This is a genomic window from Geosporobacter ferrireducens, assembly GCF_001750685.1.
Classification (GTDB): Bacteria; Bacillota; Clostridia; order Peptostreptococcales; family Thermotaleaceae; genus Geosporobacter; species Geosporobacter ferrireducens.
The window spans coordinates 178,910-194,576 of sequence record NZ_CP017269.1 but is presented as its reverse complement, the minus strand read 5'-3'; the positions used below and the strand labels follow the sequence as shown (position 1 = coordinate 194,576).

Annotated in this window: 18 protein-coding genes; all 18 read left to right on the top strand. The window is 38.4% G+C overall.

Features of this window, described 5'->3' with window-relative positions; translation table 11 throughout:
* Positions 1 to 15: 15 nt before the first annotated feature.
* The 18 genes from hslU (at position 16) to Gferi_RS00925 (ending at position 15,648) form a co-directional block, all read left to right on the top strand.
* Positions 16 to 1,413, top strand: a complete 1,398-nt coding sequence (gene hslU / locus Gferi_RS01010) for an ATP-dependent protease ATPase subunit HslU (protein WP_069973842.1) — start codon at positions 16 to 18, stop codon at positions 1,411 to 1,413.
* A gap of 42 nt (positions 1,414 to 1,455) precedes the next feature.
* Positions 1,456 to 2,235 carry a GTP-sensing pleiotropic transcriptional regulator CodY gene (gene codY, locus Gferi_RS01005; RefSeq protein WP_069973841.1) on the top strand — a complete coding sequence of 260 codons (780 nt, stop codon included), beginning with the start codon at positions 1,456 to 1,458 and terminating at the stop codon, positions 2,233 to 2,235.
* Positions 2,236 to 2,608: 373 nt separating this feature from the next.
* Positions 2,609 to 3,016 carry a flagellar basal body rod protein FlgB gene (gene flgB / locus Gferi_RS01000; RefSeq protein WP_069973840.1) on the top strand — a complete coding sequence of 136 codons (408 nt, stop codon included), beginning with the start codon at positions 2,609 to 2,611 and terminating at the stop codon, positions 3,014 to 3,016.
* A 4-nt stretch (positions 3,017 to 3,020) separates the two neighbouring features.
* Entirely contained in the window at positions 3,021 to 3,464 is a 444-nt protein-coding gene (gene flgC / locus Gferi_RS00995) for a flagellar basal body rod protein FlgC (RefSeq protein WP_069973839.1), read from the top strand.
* A gap of 18 nt (positions 3,465 to 3,482) precedes the next feature.
* The gene (gene fliE, locus Gferi_RS00990; RefSeq protein ID WP_069973838.1) at positions 3,483 to 3,767 is read left to right on the top strand and encodes a flagellar hook-basal body complex protein FliE; all 285 of its coding nucleotides are present in this window, start codon (positions 3,483 to 3,485) and stop codon (positions 3,765 to 3,767) included.
* A gap of 29 nt (positions 3,768 to 3,796) precedes the next feature.
* Positions 3,797 to 5,344: a flagellar basal-body MS-ring/collar protein FliF gene (gene fliF, locus Gferi_RS00985; RefSeq protein ID WP_069973837.1), complete on the top strand. Its 1,548-nt coding sequence runs from the start codon at positions 3,797 to 3,799 to the stop codon at positions 5,342 to 5,344.
* Between the two features lie 12 nt (positions 5,345 to 5,356).
* Complete coding sequence (gene fliG, locus Gferi_RS00980; protein WP_069973836.1) at positions 5,357 to 6,367, top strand: flagellar motor switch protein FliG; 1,011 nt, start codon at positions 5,357 to 5,359, stop codon at positions 6,365 to 6,367.
* Complete coding sequence (locus tag Gferi_RS00975; RefSeq protein WP_069973835.1) at positions 6,360 to 7,112, top strand: FliH/SctL family protein; 753 nt, start codon at positions 6,360 to 6,362, stop codon at positions 7,110 to 7,112. The genes fliG and Gferi_RS00975 overlap by 8 nt, the downstream gene beginning before the upstream one ends.
* Before the next feature lie 3 nt (positions 7,113 to 7,115).
* On the top strand, positions 7,116 to 8,429 hold the full coding sequence (gene fliI, locus Gferi_RS00970; RefSeq protein ID WP_069973834.1) for a flagellar protein export ATPase FliI: 1,314 nt from the start codon (positions 7,116 to 7,118) through the stop codon (positions 8,427 to 8,429).
* A gap of 11 nt (positions 8,430 to 8,440) precedes the next feature.
* A complete protein-coding gene (gene fliJ, locus Gferi_RS00965; protein WP_069973833.1) occupies positions 8,441 to 8,884 on the top strand; it encodes a flagellar export protein FliJ in 444 nt (147 codons plus the stop codon).
* A gap of 9 nt (positions 8,885 to 8,893) precedes the next feature.
* The gene (locus Gferi_RS00960) at positions 8,894 to 10,147 is read left to right on the top strand and encodes a hypothetical protein (RefSeq protein WP_069973832.1); all 1,254 of its coding nucleotides are present in this window, start codon (positions 8,894 to 8,896) and stop codon (positions 10,145 to 10,147) included.
* Positions 10,148 to 10,182: 35 nt separating this feature from the next.
* Positions 10,183 to 11,586, top strand: a complete 1,404-nt coding sequence (locus Gferi_RS00955; protein WP_069973831.1) for a flagellar hook-length control protein FliK — start codon at positions 10,183 to 10,185, stop codon at positions 11,584 to 11,586.
* 12 nt (positions 11,587 to 11,598) lie between these two features.
* Positions 11,599 to 12,000, top strand: a complete 402-nt coding sequence (locus tag Gferi_RS00950) for a flagellar hook capping FlgD N-terminal domain-containing protein (RefSeq protein WP_083273299.1) — start codon at positions 11,599 to 11,601, stop codon at positions 11,998 to 12,000.
* A 35-nt stretch (positions 12,001 to 12,035) separates the two neighbouring features.
* A complete protein-coding gene (locus tag Gferi_RS00945) occupies positions 12,036 to 12,410 on the top strand; it encodes a TIGR02530 family flagellar biosynthesis protein (RefSeq protein ID WP_069973830.1) in 375 nt (124 codons plus the stop codon).
* Between the two features lie 81 nt (positions 12,411 to 12,491).
* Entirely contained in the window at positions 12,492 to 13,838 is a 1,347-nt protein-coding gene (locus tag Gferi_RS00940) for a flagellar hook protein FlgE (protein WP_069973829.1), read from the top strand.
* A gap of 55 nt (positions 13,839 to 13,893) precedes the next feature.
* Positions 13,894 to 14,115, top strand: coding sequence for a flagellar FlbD family protein (locus Gferi_RS00935; protein ID WP_069973828.1), 222 nt, complete (start codon positions 13,894 to 13,896; stop codon positions 14,113 to 14,115).
* A gap of 3 nt (positions 14,116 to 14,118) precedes the next feature.
* Positions 14,119 to 14,907: a flagellar motor protein gene (locus Gferi_RS00930; RefSeq protein WP_069973827.1), complete on the top strand. Its 789-nt coding sequence runs from the start codon at positions 14,119 to 14,121 to the stop codon at positions 14,905 to 14,907.
* Complete coding sequence (locus Gferi_RS00925) at positions 14,908 to 15,648, top strand: flagellar motor protein MotB (RefSeq protein WP_069973826.1); 741 nt, start codon at positions 14,908 to 14,910, stop codon at positions 15,646 to 15,648.
* The last annotated feature ends 19 nt before the right edge of the window (positions 15,649 to 15,667 follow it).

Here is a 15,667-nt window from a genome sequence, read left to right as displayed (position 1 = left end):
GAGTGTGATTAAAGTATGAAGAATTTAACGCCCCGGGAGATTGTAACAGAGCTGAATAAGTATATTATTGGACAACAAGATGCCAAAAGGTCAGTAGCTGTAGCTTTGAGGAATCGGTATCGAAGAAGTTTGTTACCGGATTATTTCAAAGAAGAAATAAAGCCAAAGAATATACTAATGATGGGGCCAACAGGGGTAGGAAAAACCGAAATAGCAAGAAGATTGGCCAGGTTGGTAGATGCTCCATTTGTAAAAGTAGAAGCAACGAAATTTACTGAAGTTGGCTATGTTGGGCGAGATGTAGAATCCATGATCCGAGATTTAATTGAAACCTCCATAAGAATGGTGAAAAATCGTAAAATCGAAGAAAAATATGAAATAGCTAAGAAATTCATTGATGAAAAAATCATAGATATTCTTTGCCCCATGCCGAAGAAAAACACAACTTTCAGAAATCCCTTAGAAGCATTATTTGGCGGTGGACAATCGGAGGAAGAAGAAAGCAGTTCTTATCAACAGGAACTTACTACTGCTAGACTACAAAAAGAGCAAGTCAGGAAGCAGTTGGAAGAGGGACTTTTGGAAAATGAAATGGTAGAGATAGAAGTTGAAGAGAATGGGAGATCTACCATTGAGTTATTTTCAGGGACTGGAAATGAAGAAATGAATATCAATGTAAACGATTTGCTCGGTGGAATCTTGCCTAAAAAGACAAAAAAGAGAAAGTTAACGATTAAAGAGGCGAGAAAAATATTATTGGAGCAAGAAGCGCAAAAATTAATTGATATGGATGAAGTAGTAACAGAGGCCATAGAAAACGCTGAACAAAATGGCATTATTTTTTTAGACGAGATTGATAAAATAGCTAGCAGCAGCTATAAAGGAGGACCTGATGTTTCTCGAGAAGGGGTACAGCGGGATATACTTCCAATCGTTGAAGGGAGTACTGTCATCACAAAGTATGGTCCGGTCAAAACAGATCATATTCTCTTTATTGGCGCAGGTGCTTTTCATATTTCCAAGATAACGGATTTAATACCAGAACTTCAGGGAAGATTTCCGATTAGAGTAAAGCTGGAGAACCTTTCTAGAGATAATTTTAGGGAAATTCTTACGGCTCCCGAAAATGCATTAATCAAGCAATATAAAATGTTGCTGGAAACAGAAGGCATAAAAATTCATTTTCATGAAGAAGCTATTAATGAAATCGCAAATATTGCCTACCTAGTCAATGAGCAGACAGAAAACATTGGTGCAAGACGGTTACATACCGTTCTGGAAAAATTATTAGAGGATATATCTTTTGAAATAACAGACATAGATGAAGAAGAACTTGTCATTGATAAAGCCTATGTAGAGCAAAAGTTATCAGATCATATTACCAGTCAAGATTTAAATAAGTATATTATATAGTCAATAAACACAAATGAGAAAAGTTATTAAGGAGGATCAGCAATGTATAATACATTATTAGAGAAAACAAGAAGGGTAAATAAGATATTACAGCAATCCGGAAATGGACCAGTATCTTTTTCAGAGTTAAGCAAAACATTAAGTGAAGTTTTAGATGCAAATGTTTATGTATCCAGTAAGAAAGGGAAAGTTTTGGGTGTAAGTCTTGCAGATGCATCAGACTGTCCAATTATTATTGATCCTGATACCGGTGACAATAAATTCCCTGATGAATATAATGATGAACTGCTTAAAATTGTTGAGACAAAATACAATATTACAGGAGATCAACTTTTAGAGATTTTCAAATATGATGTGGAAAGCTATAATAAGCTTGTAACAATTGTTCCGATCAACGGCAGCGGACAGCGGTTAGGCACCATGATTTTGGCAAGACATCAAAATAAATTTGTGGATGAGGATTTGGTTTTAGTTGAATATAGTGCAACCGTGGTGGGAATGGAGATATTGAGAGCAAAAACAGAAGAAATTGAAGAAGAAGCCCGCAAAAAGGCTGTGGTACAAATGGCAATCGGAACACTATCTTATTCTGAGCTGGAAGCAGTTGAGCATATTTTTGAGGAGTTGGAAGGAACAGAAGGATTACTGGTAGCAAGTAAAATAGCAGATCGCGTAGGCATCACCAGATCAGTTATCGTAAACGCCTTGAGGAAATTTGAAAGTGCAGGCGTTATTGAGTCCAGATCTTTAGGCATGAAAGGAACCCACATTAAGATATTAAATGACAAACTGATAGACGAATTAAAGAAGTTGAAGCGTTAGTTATGAAGCATCAATAATTGTAATTTATTGAAAAGAGTAACCTGAACCAGGTTGCTCTTTTTTTTATTATTAAAGTGGAAGAAATGCTGATTTTAACTTGTGTTACTAATATTTAGGAAAATTTTAAAACTTTTCTAAATAAGGGGAAGTAGTATATAATAAGATTATGTAAACAACGAAGGACTGTAGGACTATATCTAGAAAATCGACAAAAAAAGACAACAAAATACACCGAAATGTTATATTATAAAAAGGAAAATAGGAGGAAAATAAAATAATTTGTTGAATTATAAGGGAATGAAAAATTACATATAAAATTTAGTTGTAAATAAATGTCGAATTACTATTAAGAGAAATCAGGAGGGAATCGATTATGCTGGATAAATCCTTCGGAAAGATAAGGGCACTTGAAAAAACGATGGATGGGTTATGGCTCAGGAACGAGGCTATTTCAAACAACATTGCCAATGTGAATACACCTGGATACAAGCGTGATACTGTGGAATTTGAAACGCTGTTAAAGGAGAGTTTATCAGGCTATGGGATTAAGGGCAAAACAAGTCATGAAAAACATATGGCTATCGGTGTCCAAGATGTAGAAAATATTGAACCCACGATAAAAAAAGATGAAAACACGAAATATCGTAAAGACGGCAATAACGTAAATATCGATGTAGAAATGGCAAATCTAGCAAAAAACAATATTGCCTATAATATGGTTACCCAGAGAATCAATGGAAAAATGAATAAATTAAAATTAGCCATAAAGGATGGGAGGTAAATAAATGAGTATGTTTAAAGCGATAGATGTAAGTGCAACTGGATTAACAGCAGAAAGATTAAGAATGGATATTATTTCAAAAAACATTGCAAATGCAAATACCACTAGAACGAGTAGTGGAACACCCTATCGAAGACAGGTACCTGTATTCAAGGAAGCTTCATCCCAACTGAGCTTTGCAGAACAGTTGGATGCAGCAAAGGGAAAACGACAGGGTGGGAATGGTGTAGAAATTACTGCAATTAAAGAAGACAAAACACCCTTCAAAAAAATATATGAGCCTGGACATCCTGATGCAGATGAAAATGGATACGTACAAATGCCAAATGTAGACATCGTGTCAGAGATGATCAATATGATTTCTTCAACAAGGGCATATGAAGCAAATGTAACAAGTTTAAATGCGACAAAAAGCATGGCCATGAAGGCGCTGGAAATCGGAAGATAAATCTAGGAGGCATAAGCTATGAAAATTAACAATATCGCGATACCATCAACTACACAATTCAATATAGAGAATACGAAATCAAAAACAGATTTCGGTACCTTCTTAAAAGAATCTATACATAAATTAAATGATCTGGAAATGACGTCTCAGTATATGGACGAATTGTTAGCAACAGGAGAAATCGAAAATATCCATGACGTTATGATTGCTGCTCAAAAATCTGATATCGCCCTGCAGTTTACAATAGAAGTAAAGAATAAAGTTTTAGATGCCTATAGAGAGATTATGAGACTCCAGCTATAATATTCTGATACATGAAATGAGGTGACTAAATGGGCAGTGCCTTTGAACGCATGAGACAACAGCTCAATGAATTCTATCAATCCCTAAACAAGTCTCAAAAAATAAAGATCGGTGTTAGCGGATTGCTCATCATAACCAGTATGGCATTATTAATCTTTTTTACTGCGCAGCCCGAGTATGTGACCCTCTACAGGGATTTAACACTAAAGGATGCTGGGGAAATGATAAAAAAATTAGATGAGATGGGGATTCCATGGAAAAACGGTGACAGCGAGACAACAATTTTGGTACCAAAAGAATACGTGAATAAGGCGAAAATGAACTTAGCTGTGGAAGGGTTTCCAAAAGATGGTTTTTCCTATGAGGATATGTTAAATAACAGCAGTTTGACCATGACCAATGATGAAAGAAAAAAACGTTATTTAATCGCACAGATGAATGCATTGGCAAGTACCATCGAAGAAATCGAAGGTGTAAACAAAGCACGGGTAAATCTGACAGTAGCAGATGATACAGGTTTTCTGATCAATGATCAAAAATCAAAAGCTTCTGTATTTGTGGAGTTAAACCCAGGAACAAACCTTCTGGATGAGCAAGTAAACGGAATTGTAATGATTCTATCTAATGCAGTAAAAGACCTGGATCCGGAAAATATATCTGTTGTAGATAATAAAGGCAGAGTATTAAATAAGAAGAAAGAAGGAGATGCCTTTAGTGCATCCAGCCAGCTGAATTTGCAGCATCAAGTGCAAGATGATTTAAAAAATAGTATTGAGCAATTTTTAGCTACGGTATACGGGCCCGGGAATGTTGCAGCGCTGGTAAATGTAAAATTGGATTTCGACAGTGAAGTTACAGAAAGCAAAGAATTTGCCCCACCGGTTGAAGGCGAAACGGAAGGACTCATCATAAGCATGAGTGAATTAAAGGAGCAGGTAGTGAACAGTCCGCAAGGCGGTGTTCCAGGAACAGATACCAACGCTGAGGATATTACACAGTATGTTGAAAACAGTGGAGATGCTTCGCGGTATGATAAAGCAAATAGAACAATAAATTATGAATTGAATGAAATCCGCAAGCAGATCGTCAAAGCACAAGGTCAGGTAAAGGACATTACGGTTGCAGTTGTGGTAAATAAAAAGACATTAGTAGATCAGGAAATGTCTGATGAGCACAAGCAGGAAATTATCAACCTGGTTTCTGCAGCGGCAGGATTAGATACACGGGTTGTAGAGGTAATGGCTAGAGATTTCGATACCTCTTTGACAGATCAATTAGCAAATATACCTGGACAGACGAATAAAGGAATTCTTGATGTAGTTCCTCTCTGGGCAATGGCAATTTTAGCAGTGATGTTATTGGGCGGCACCAGTTTCGCGGTTTACAGGGCAAGACAGCGCAAAAAAGAAATGGATAGTCTGCTTGAAACCCCGATTATGCCAGTGGTAGACAATATTAATGAAATTGAACTAGATGTTAATGAAAAATCTAATTATAAAAAGCAAATTAATAATTTTGTCGACAAAAAGCCAGATGCTGTAGCACAGTTATTGAAAACATGGCTAAATGAAGATTAGGAGTGTAGATGCATGGCTCGAAAAGGTGGAATGAGTGGAAAAGAAAAAGCAGCAGTGTTATTAATCGCTTTAGGGCCTGACAAATCAGCTAAGATATTTAAGCATCTTCAGGAAGAAGAAATCGAAGAGCTGACCCTGGAAATAGCAAACATGCGAAAAATACCTGCAGAAGAAAAAGAAAAAGTGTTGGAAGAATTTTATCAAATTTGTCTTGCACAGGAGTTCATTTCCGAGGGTGGCATTAACTATGCAAAAGAGGTTTTAGAGAAAGCTCTGGGCTCCCAAAAAGCATTTGATATTGTAAACAAATTAACTGCATCTTTGCAAGTAAGACCTTTTGACTTTGTAAGAAAAGCTGATGCCAGTCAGTTGTTGAATTTTATTCAGAATGAGCATCCGCAGACGATTGCCCTTATTTTGGCTTATTTAAATCCTTTGCAAGCAGGACAAATCTTGTCTGCGCTGCCACAAGTAAAGCAATCAGAGGTTGCGCAAAGGATTGCTACCATGGATCGTACATCTCCCGAAATTATAAAAGAGGTAGAATCTGTATTGGAAAGAAAACTGTCCTCGATGGTTACACAGGATTATACATCTGCTGGAGGAATTCAGTCCATTGTAGACATATTAAATGCAGTTGACCGGGGAACTGAGAAGTTTATTCTTGAAACCCTTGAAGTTCAGGATATAGAGTTGGCTGAAGAAATCAAAAAACGGATGTTTGTATTTGAAGACATTGTTACCCTTGATAGTACATCTATCCAAAGATTTATCCGTGAGGTGGAAAATAATGATCTGGCAGTTGCACTAAAAGGCGCAACAGAAGAGGTGCAAGAAGTTATTTACAATAATATGTCAAAGCGTATGGCCGAAATGATCAAAGAGGATATGGAATTTATGGGTCCAGTACGTTTGAGAGATGTGGAAGAAGCACAACAAAAAATTGTAAATATTATTCGTAAGTTAGAAGAAGCCGGAGAAATTATTATTTCCCGAGGAGGAGGGGACGAGATCGTTGTCTAGAATTTTCAAATCTCCTTATGTCCGGATGGGTGAAAAAAAAGAAATTGAGGCCCATATTCCTGTACCTGTTGTGGAAGAACATGGAGAATCAAAAAATGATGATATAGAGCAACAACCTTCTTACGAGGAGATTATGCGGGACAGGATGCAATCCCTTGAAAATGAAATCCAAAGCAGACTAGCGGATGCAAATGCAGAAGCAGAAAAAATCATACAAGAAGCTTATGAAAATGCAAAGCAGATTTACCAGAATGCTAAAATAGAGGGTTATCAAGAGGGGAAGACAGAAGGGTATGGAGAAGGGAAAGCAGAAGCCGACTATCTAATTGAAGAAGCGATACAGATCAAGCAAGCAATTCAAAACGCAAAACATGAAACAACAAAAGCTCTTGAAAAGAACCTTATAGATTTAGCCATAGAAACAGTTGAAAAAATCGTCCATGAACGTGTAGAAGATTCCTATGAGACCATTATTGGATTGATCAAACTGGGGTTGGAAAAATGTACTTATACAGACTCGCTGATCATACGGGTTAGCCCGGAGGACTATGGATATGCTATTGCTGCAAAAAATAGAATCCTTGCCTTAGCAGAGAATATTGACGATATTCAAATCAAACAGGATGCAGCTTTTAAAAAAGGCAACTGCGTGATTGATACAGTTTCAGGGAGTATTGATTCGAGCATTGAAACCCAGTTAACACAAATTAAAGAATTATTCAGAGAACTTTTGGAGAGCGAGTAACCCATGAATAACATTAACTTACAAAAATATCGTTCAACGATTGCAAATGTAAACTTAATTAAATATAGCGGAAAAGTATCTCAAGTGATTGGCCTAACCATTGAATCAATGGGTCCGGCTGTTAAATTAGGAGAATTATGCCATATCTATCCGTTGAAGGGAACAAAGCCTATCAAAGCAGAAGTTGTAGGATTCAAGGATAAAAAGGTTCTGTTAATGCCCCTTGGAGAAATGGAAGGTATTGGGCCAGGGAGTAAAGTAGTAGCTACCGATGAATCCTTAACTGTGAATGTGGGAAATGAATTATTAGGGCGCGTACTGGATGGACTGGGAAATCCAATGGATGGAAAGGGAAGCATTTTTTTTCACAAACGCTATCCGGTAAATAATTCGCCGCCAGATCCTTTGAGCCGAAATAAAATTGAGAGCGTTTTATCTCTAGGGATAAAGGCAATCGATGGCCTGCTGACCTGTGGAAGAGGGCAAAGAGTTGGTATATTTGCAGGAAGTGGTGTAGGAAAAAGCACATTACTAGGGATGATTGCCAGAAATACAAAGGCAGATGTTAATGTAATCGCTTTGATTGGTGAGCGGGGAAGAGAAGTTAGAGAATTTATTGAGAATGACCTGCAGGAAGAAGGTCTGAAACGTTCTGTTCTGATCGTTGCAACATCAGATCAGCCCGCCTTAGTGAGAATGAAAGGGGCTATGTTGGCTACATCAGTTGCAGAATACTTTAGAGACCAGGGGCTGGATGTAATGCTAATGATGGATTCACTGACGAGGTTTAGTATGGCCCAACGGGAAGTAGGATTAGCTGTTGGAGAGCCTCCGGTTACAAAAGGATATACCCCTTCCGTATTTGCAGCTCTGCCAAAATTATTAGAGCGATCAGGAAATTCTGAAAAAGGTTCAATTACAGGGCTTTACACAGTTCTTGTAGATGGTGATGATATGAATGAGCCGATTGCAGATACGGTAAGAGGAATTTTAGACGGACATATTGTACTTTCAAGATCCTTAGCCAATAAAAATCACTATCCGGCCATTGATATTTTGAACAGTGTGAGCCGTCTGATGCCAAACTTGATTGATGAAGAGCATCAACATTTATCCAATACATTTAAGAATGTGCTGGCAGTATATAAGGAAGCAGAAGATTTAATCAGTATCGGTGCATATGTAAAGGGGAGCAATAAGCAAATTGATTTTTCAATCTCCATGATAGATCAATTAAACAATTATCTTAAGCAGGGAACTTATGAGGCATATGATTATGAGGAAGCAGTTGAGGAAATAAGAAAACTTTTCCAATAGAGGTGTTGTAAATGAACAAATTTCATTTCAAATATGATAACTTGCTGAATGTCAAGGAAAAGCATGAGGAGATTGCGAAGGGCAAGCTGCATAAAGCTGTTGAAAAGCTGGACTTAGAAAAGGATATATTGAATGGTTTTAATAAGGACCGGCGTAATTGTCAACAGCAGTTAAGAAGTCAAATGGAAGAAGGCGTTCACGCAGCCCGCTTAAAGGTATATGAATCCTATATGCATAATCTGAATCAGAAAATTCAACATCAACAGGAATCTATAGAACAATGCAATAATAATATAAATCATTTGCGCATGGCCTTGGTCAAAGCGACTACTGAAAAACGAACTTTTGAAAAGCTAAAAGAAAAAGAAAAACAGCTCTTTAATTATCAGGAAAAAAAGGAAGAAGAAAAGTTTATTGATCAACTGGTAACCTTTAATAATTTTAAGAGCAATTAGGGGGTAAAAATGGCTACTTCAAATGCAATTGAAAAAGAAACAGCATCCTTGAATATAGGGAAAATAATCGTCATTGTATTGGTCGTTTTTACCATGATACCGGCTACTATTCTTGGAATCATGTATTTCACCAATGAAAATTTCAAATACATCGCCAACAATTACCTTAGTCAGTCTCCGGGATTTATCGGTACATACTTTCAGAGTTTTCCTACCCGGGAGGAAAAGGAAGCTCGAAAAAAACTTGTGGCAAATTACCTGCTGAATACTGACGTCTCAAGGGCATCAGATAAGCTGACGATCATTAAACAGGAAGATGAAGCCCTTTATAATGACCTTATAAGAATAATGGGGCAGATCAATTCAAAACAAACGGAAAAAGTGCTGGAACTGTTAAGAGATAACTCTTTGAAGAAGGATATTTTAACACTAACGTTAGAACAGATTGAAGCCGATAATAAAAACACTTTGGTAGATAAGGCAAAATTTTATGAAACATTAACGCTGGCAAACTTAATAAAAGAAATAGAACAAAACCTGATGAACGAATTTGTTTCTTTTAGGGAAATAGGATTAATTATGGAGCAGATGAAGGATGCCACCACCATAAAGGTATTAAAGCATCTGGATGAGGATGTGACAACCAGAATCCTGTCAAATTTTGAATCGAAGGAGAAGCAAGGAAAAATCCAGCAGAATTTGCACCAGCTAAAAGACAAAGAGCTTTCCTTAATGAATGCGGCACAAATCTATAATGGAGAGAAAATAGAAACACTTGCGAAGGAATTGGGCGATGAAAAAAAATACAAATTGGATGAATTGATTGTGATTTTTAGGAATATGGATCTGCTGCAAACGGCAAAAACCTTTAACCGGATGGAGGATGCACAGTTTCAGTCGAAGCTGCTGAGTAAAATGAAAGAAGCGGAAATACTGGAACCGGACCAGGGATTGAAGACCGATGATGTTTTATTGGCCATGAGGCTTTTTAGACAACATGATGAAAGAGTAAATGATTTGATTAAAGTCTATGGCAAGATGACAGCGCAGCAAATTGCAGATCTAATTGAAAATCTCTACAAGGGAAATGGAAATATTATCAAGGAAACCTTCTCCAACAAGGAGAGTATTACTATAACCGATAAAGATTTGGCTTTAGGCTTATTAAGAAGTCTTAAAGAAAAAACTCAGGCAGAGGTCATAGCAGCTTTAGAAAGCAAGCTAGGATCTGAAATTTCAAAACAATTAACAATGCCTGATTAAATCATAAATACATACATAGAAAGGAGGTGAAAAGAATGAAAGACTATTTGACGCAGATAAATCTACAACCAGCCGCAAACGCTAATGGATCTGCAATGGCAAGCACGGCGAAGAGCAAGAAAAACAGCTTTGATCAGATTTTAAAAGACAGCCTGAATAATAATCAAAGAACAGATAAAAAAGAGATGACTTCAAACAAATACACTGCAATGCTGCAAAACAAAAAAAATCAATCATTAGGCGGAAACAGCCTGAAACAGCAGAAGAGTATGAGTACAGATCTTGAAGAAGCTGTTCTTGCAAAGAATGAGCCTGATCAAGTTGACGAAAAAGCAACTGCATTACTGGCAATATTACAAAGCCTGTCCCAACTGCTTCAAACAAATGAGGAGGCAGGTCCGGAGCAATCTATGGATTCTTCTGCCATAGAAGCAATGAAGAAGGCTGTAGAAGAAATTTTGCCACTTGCTTTAGCAATGGAAGGTCCAGTAGAAAAAATAGTTGCTGAAATCAACCAACAGCTAAGTGCTTTATCTGATGAAATGCCTGCAGACACGATCGAAGGGAATGTAGAATTCATGCAGGATCAAGGCCCTGCAATCGATATGAATACAGAGAAGCTTTTAACACAGCTGCAAAATATTATGGATAAATTTTCTAATGAACAGGAAGAACAACCGGTTTCTGCAGATATGGCACCTATAGTAAAAAAAGAAATGGATAACCAGACGGTTCCAAAAATCGATATGGAAACCATGGAGGAAGTGGAAGAAAGCATATTCCCAACGAACGAAAAGGCTGTGGAAAGTCTAAGAGAAGCAGTGGAGACCAAGAAGGACGAAAAAGTTAAAGGAAGTCATCAAAATTCTGTGCAGCTTGAAGAGCTAAACGCAACGAAACCGACTTCACAACAAAAAGATATGAGCATGTTCCTAGGTTCGCAGGTTGAAATAGCAGAAACAAACCTTGCTGATCCGGCTGGTGATGTACAACCAACACCAGTCAAACCAACATTTTCCAATATTATGGAGCAAATTTTGCCGAAGTCGGAAATCTTCATTGACGAAGAGCGTTCTGAAATGCTCATTCAGCTAAAACCGGATAATTTAGGGAAATTAGTAATGAAACTGGAAGTAGAGAAGGGAATCGTGGTTGCTAAATTCGTAGCAGAGAGTCACATGGTAAAAGAAATATTGGAGTCCAATATGAATACATTAAAGGATTCCCTGCAGCAAAAAGGGTTAAATGTTCAGGAGCTTAGCGTTTTTGTGGGCAATGACGGAAACTTTCAGGGACACCAGAATTTCATGGCATTTCAAAAAAAGCAAAATAATTCCCGCATTAAAGGATTGGGATTGGCCCAGGGATCATCTGCCATTCAGGCAGAAGCCCAGACAGTAAAATCATTACATAGTGAAAACATTGATTTTCTTGCATAGGAGGTGTGAAATATGTCCGATGAATTACTCTATAATATAGGCAGTACCCCAGACCGAACGACAAATACCAATACAGGGCCCAAACAGGAGCTGGACAAGGATGCTTTTTTGCAGCTTTTGGTTACGCAGCTCAGATATCAGGACCCTTTAAATCCCATGGACGACAAGGAATTTGTCGCGCAGATGGCTCAGTTTTCTGCTTTGGAACAAATGCAAAACCTCAACAAAACCACAAAAGAAACCTACGAGCTAATAGATGAAATCGCCTATTCCCTTTCCTATCAAATGATGGTTGGCGATGCAGAGATACTCAATACCAACAAACAAATACTACAGGAACTGGTCAATTTGAATAAGGCGCTCAAGGAGTATGGCATTGCTCCTCCTGCAGAACCGGGTCAGGAAGAGGAATAAACGGAAACCACGGAAGGGTAAAGTAGGTGTCTGCTATGAATAAAGTTATTTCTACAACCATCAGACCGATTGAAAACCAAAAATTAAAGGCCATACAAAGCAGGGGAATTGAACAAAAATCCTTTGCACAGGTATTAGACCATGTAGTTGAAAATCAAGAGGTCAAATTTTCCAAACATGCCCTCCAACGGCTGGAGGCGCGCAATATTCAGCTGAACTCCACGGAGGTCCAGAAAATAAAAGAAGCCTTAAATAAAGCCCAGCAAAAAGGGATTAAGGAGACCTTAATTATTATGGATCAAAAAACCTTTGTAGCCAGTGTGAAAAACAAAACAATCATTACTGCTGCAACAAGGGATATGCTGGAGGACAGTGTATTTACCAATATTGATGGGGCTGTAATCATATAGCTGGACCTGCACAGGAAGCTATATATCTCTGACAGACAGAAGAGATATCTACAGCGATTTAAAAAAGGAGGTTATGTAACCATGATGCGATCAATGTACTCAGCAGTTTCCGGACTGCGTGTGCACCAAACAAAAATGGATGTCATTGGAAATAATATTGCCAATGTGAATACAGTAGGTTTTAAAGCCAGCAAGGTAACTTTTCAAGAGGTTTTTAGCCAGGTAATCAAAGGAGCCAGTTCTCCGCAAGGGGGAATGGGCGGAACCAATCCCCAACAAATCGGTTTAGGGGCCAGTATAGCCTCTATGAATGTGAGACACACCCAGGGGGCTTCACAAAGAACCAATTATCCTTTAGATGTTATGATTGACGGCAGCGGTTTCTTCGTTGTCACCGATGATGTCAACCTGCAAAACCGGTATTATACAAGGGCAGGGGCCTTTACGCTGGATAAACAGGGAAATCTGTTAGACCCCAATGGATATAAGGTTCTAGGCTATGATGAAAACAATGCCATTGTACCGATACAGGTGAATTTTTCAGCCACCGCCACAGCCACCGCCACAGCGAACAAATACACTGACACGGGAACGCCTCCCAATAGATTAAATGATATATCCCCCATACAGTTAAAAGGAAATATTAACCCTGATGATACTAAATATTCTACAACCATAGATGTTTTCGACAGTCTGGGACGGGTACATACAGTGAGTGTAAATTTTACGGATAATGTTGTAGGGAATACCGGTGGATCAGATCCACAAGTGGTTAGCTATAGAAAAGTTCAATTTGGTGAAGACCCAGCTAATGTGGCATATGTGAAATTCGATGCTCAGGGAAATTATGTGGGGCTAGTAGAAAGTGTAGCAATAGGTGCTGGTGACGCAATAATAGAAACGAATCCAAATACTACAATAGCATTTAGCCTTAAAAATATTCCCGGAGCAGACGATATTAACTTCACTATTAATGACAGTACCTTTCAAGATGACAATGGCAATGCTCTATTAACCCAGTTTGCAGCCGAATCCGATGCAAAGGGCGTGCTGCAGGTAGGAAATAGTGCAGGGGTGCTGGACGACTTTACCATTTCCGATAAGGGTGAAGTGGTAGGGATCTTTACCAACGGAGAAAGAAAAGTATTGGCCACACTCATGCTGGCGGACTTTGATAATGCACCGGGTCTGCAAAAGATTGGGAACAATCTTTTCATGGATACCATTAACTCGGGAACGCCAAAGCTGGGCAGGCCGGGATCCGGCAGCTTGGGGGCCCTTGCTCCCGGAACCCTGGAGATGTCTAATGTAGACCTTTCTGAGGAGTTTGTAGATATGATTACAACCCAGAGAGGTTTCCAGGCAAACTCCAGAATGATCACAACAACCGATGAAATGCTTCAGGAACTGGTTAACTTAAAACGATAATGAATTTGTTCTATTCCGGGCGCCAGCGCCCGGAATAGATTAAAGGATGGATGATATGATCCGTGTGACAAGATTAAGTGGAGAACCCTATGTGATTAACAGTGAGCTGATTGAGTCGCTGGAAGCCACACCGGATACAGTGATTCGGCTGACTTCCGGAAAAACAGTTGTGGTGAAGGAAAGCATAGATGAAATTATTAATAAAATCATAGCTTACAAACAAAAGATTTTTTCACAATTAAGCATTTTAAACAATGATTCGGGAAATGGGGTGTAGCGATTGGATTTAGCAACAATCATAGGTATTATAGTAGGTATGACATTTATTATAGGTGGGATTCTGTTGGATGGAAGTTTGCTATCCTTTTGGAACCTTCCTTCCATAGTCATTGTATTAGGCGGAACCGTTGCAAGTACGCTGGTGGCATTTCCATTAAGGAAAGTAACGCAGTCTTTCACCGTTGTTCGAAAAGCCTTTTCATCAAAGGATTTGGCACCGGGAGAGACCATTAGCAAAATTATTGAGCTGGCAAACACTGCAAGAAGAGAAGGATTACTAGCCTTAGAAGAAGCTTGTGAAAACATTGATGACGAATTTCTTCAAAAGGGTGCCATGCTGATTGTGGATGGTACCGATCCGGAATTAGTTAGAAATATACTGGAAACAGAATTAGCATTTCTAGAAGAACGGCACGGAGAAGGCAAGAGCATTTTTGATAGTATGGGATCTGCCTCACCTGCCTTTGGTATGATTGGTACCTTAATCGGTCTGATCAATATGCTGCAGCGTCTTGAAGATCCTAAATCTGTCGGGCCAAGTATGGCTGTTGCACTGATTACTACCTTCTATGGTTCCTTATTAGCAAACCTTGTATTTATTCCGATTGCTACTAAGTTAAAAACGAGAAGTAGAGAAGAAATATTAATCAAAGAAATTATGGTAGAAGGACTTTTATCGATTCAAGCCGGGGAAAATCCAAGAATTATTGAAGAAAAACTGAAAGCTTTTTTACCGCCTAAAGTAAGAAAAGGACTTCAAAACGGAAAAGGAGAGGGTGTTGAAGCATAGATGAAAAGAAGAAGAGCAGGGGATGAAGCAAAGCCCGGTTCACCAGAGTGGATGACCACCTATGGGGATATGGTAACCTTATTGCTGTGTTTTTTCGTTTTACTTTTTGCCTTCTCCACCATTGATGTTCAAAAATTCAGTGCCATTATGCAGTCTTTTCAAGGTTCTTTAGGTGTTTTACAAGGTGGAAAAAACATCGAAGTGGATCCTTTACCGGAAGAAGAAAAAAATATCAATCAGCTTGAGGAACAAGAAGATTTTAAAAAACTAAAGGAAATGCTGGAGGAATTTTTAGAGGCAAACAACATGGCAAATGAAATTCTGGTGGATTTGGAAGCAAGGGGATTACTACTTCGATTTAAAGATAATGTACTTTTTGATTCAGGAAAAGCCGATATTAAACCGGATGCAAAGAAAACGCTGAAATTTCTTGCTGATTTACTGAAGCAGGAAGAATTCAACCAGAAGTACATTCGGGTTGAGGGTCATACAGATTCAGATCCTATTGTACATATTCAAAGATATCCAACCAATTGGGAATTGTCTGTATCGCGGGCGTCCAATGTTGTAAGGGTTCTCATTGAAGAGGCGGATTTAAGGCCGGACAGGCTTTCTGCATCGGGATATAGTCAGTATCATCCTGTTGCACCGAACGATACTGCTGAAAACAAGTCGAAGAACAGAAGAGTAGACATTGTAATTCTACGTTCAGAATTTGTTCAATCTGAACCATATTACTAGAATTTTAAAGGGGCGAAAA

What these genes read in the sequence shown, in the direction of transcription:
- hslU (WP_069973842.1), top strand. Translation starts at nt 16, where the DNA reads ATGAAGAATTTAACGCCCCGGGAGATTGTAACAGAGCTGAATAAGTAT.
- codY (WP_069973841.1), top strand. Translation starts at nt 1,456, where the DNA reads ATGTATAATACATTATTAGAGAAAACAAGAAGGGTAAATAAGATATTA.
- flgB (WP_069973840.1), top strand. Translation starts at nt 2,609, where the DNA reads ATGCTGGATAAATCCTTCGGAAAGATAAGGGCACTTGAAAAAACGATG.
- flgC (WP_069973839.1), top strand. Translation starts at nt 3,021, where the DNA reads ATGAGTATGTTTAAAGCGATAGATGTAAGTGCAACTGGATTAACAGCA.
- fliE (WP_069973838.1), top strand. Translation starts at nt 3,483, where the DNA reads ATGAAAATTAACAATATCGCGATACCATCAACTACACAATTCAATATA.
- fliF (WP_069973837.1), top strand. Translation starts at nt 3,797, where the DNA reads ATGGGCAGTGCCTTTGAACGCATGAGACAACAGCTCAATGAATTCTAT.
- fliG (WP_069973836.1), top strand. Translation starts at nt 5,357, where the DNA reads ATGGCTCGAAAAGGTGGAATGAGTGGAAAAGAAAAAGCAGCAGTGTTA.
- fliI (WP_069973834.1), top strand. Translation starts at nt 7,116, where the DNA reads ATGAATAACATTAACTTACAAAAATATCGTTCAACGATTGCAAATGTA.
- fliJ (WP_069973833.1), top strand. Translation starts at nt 8,441, where the DNA reads ATGAACAAATTTCATTTCAAATATGATAACTTGCTGAATGTCAAGGAA.
- Gferi_RS00960 (WP_069973832.1), top strand. Translation starts at nt 8,894, where the DNA reads ATGGCTACTTCAAATGCAATTGAAAAAGAAACAGCATCCTTGAATATA.
- Gferi_RS00955 (WP_069973831.1), top strand. Translation starts at nt 10,183, where the DNA reads ATGAAAGACTATTTGACGCAGATAAATCTACAACCAGCCGCAAACGCT.
- Gferi_RS00950 (WP_083273299.1), top strand. Translation starts at nt 11,599, where the DNA reads ATGTCCGATGAATTACTCTATAATATAGGCAGTACCCCAGACCGAACG.
- Gferi_RS00945 (WP_069973830.1), top strand. Translation starts at nt 12,036, where the DNA reads ATGAATAAAGTTATTTCTACAACCATCAGACCGATTGAAAACCAAAAA.
- Gferi_RS00940 (WP_069973829.1), top strand. Translation starts at nt 12,492, where the DNA reads ATGATGCGATCAATGTACTCAGCAGTTTCCGGACTGCGTGTGCACCAA.
- Gferi_RS00935 (WP_069973828.1), top strand. Translation starts at nt 13,894, where the DNA reads ATGATCCGTGTGACAAGATTAAGTGGAGAACCCTATGTGATTAACAGT.
- Gferi_RS00925 (WP_069973826.1), top strand. Translation starts at nt 14,908, where the DNA reads ATGAAAAGAAGAAGAGCAGGGGATGAAGCAAAGCCCGGTTCACCAGAG.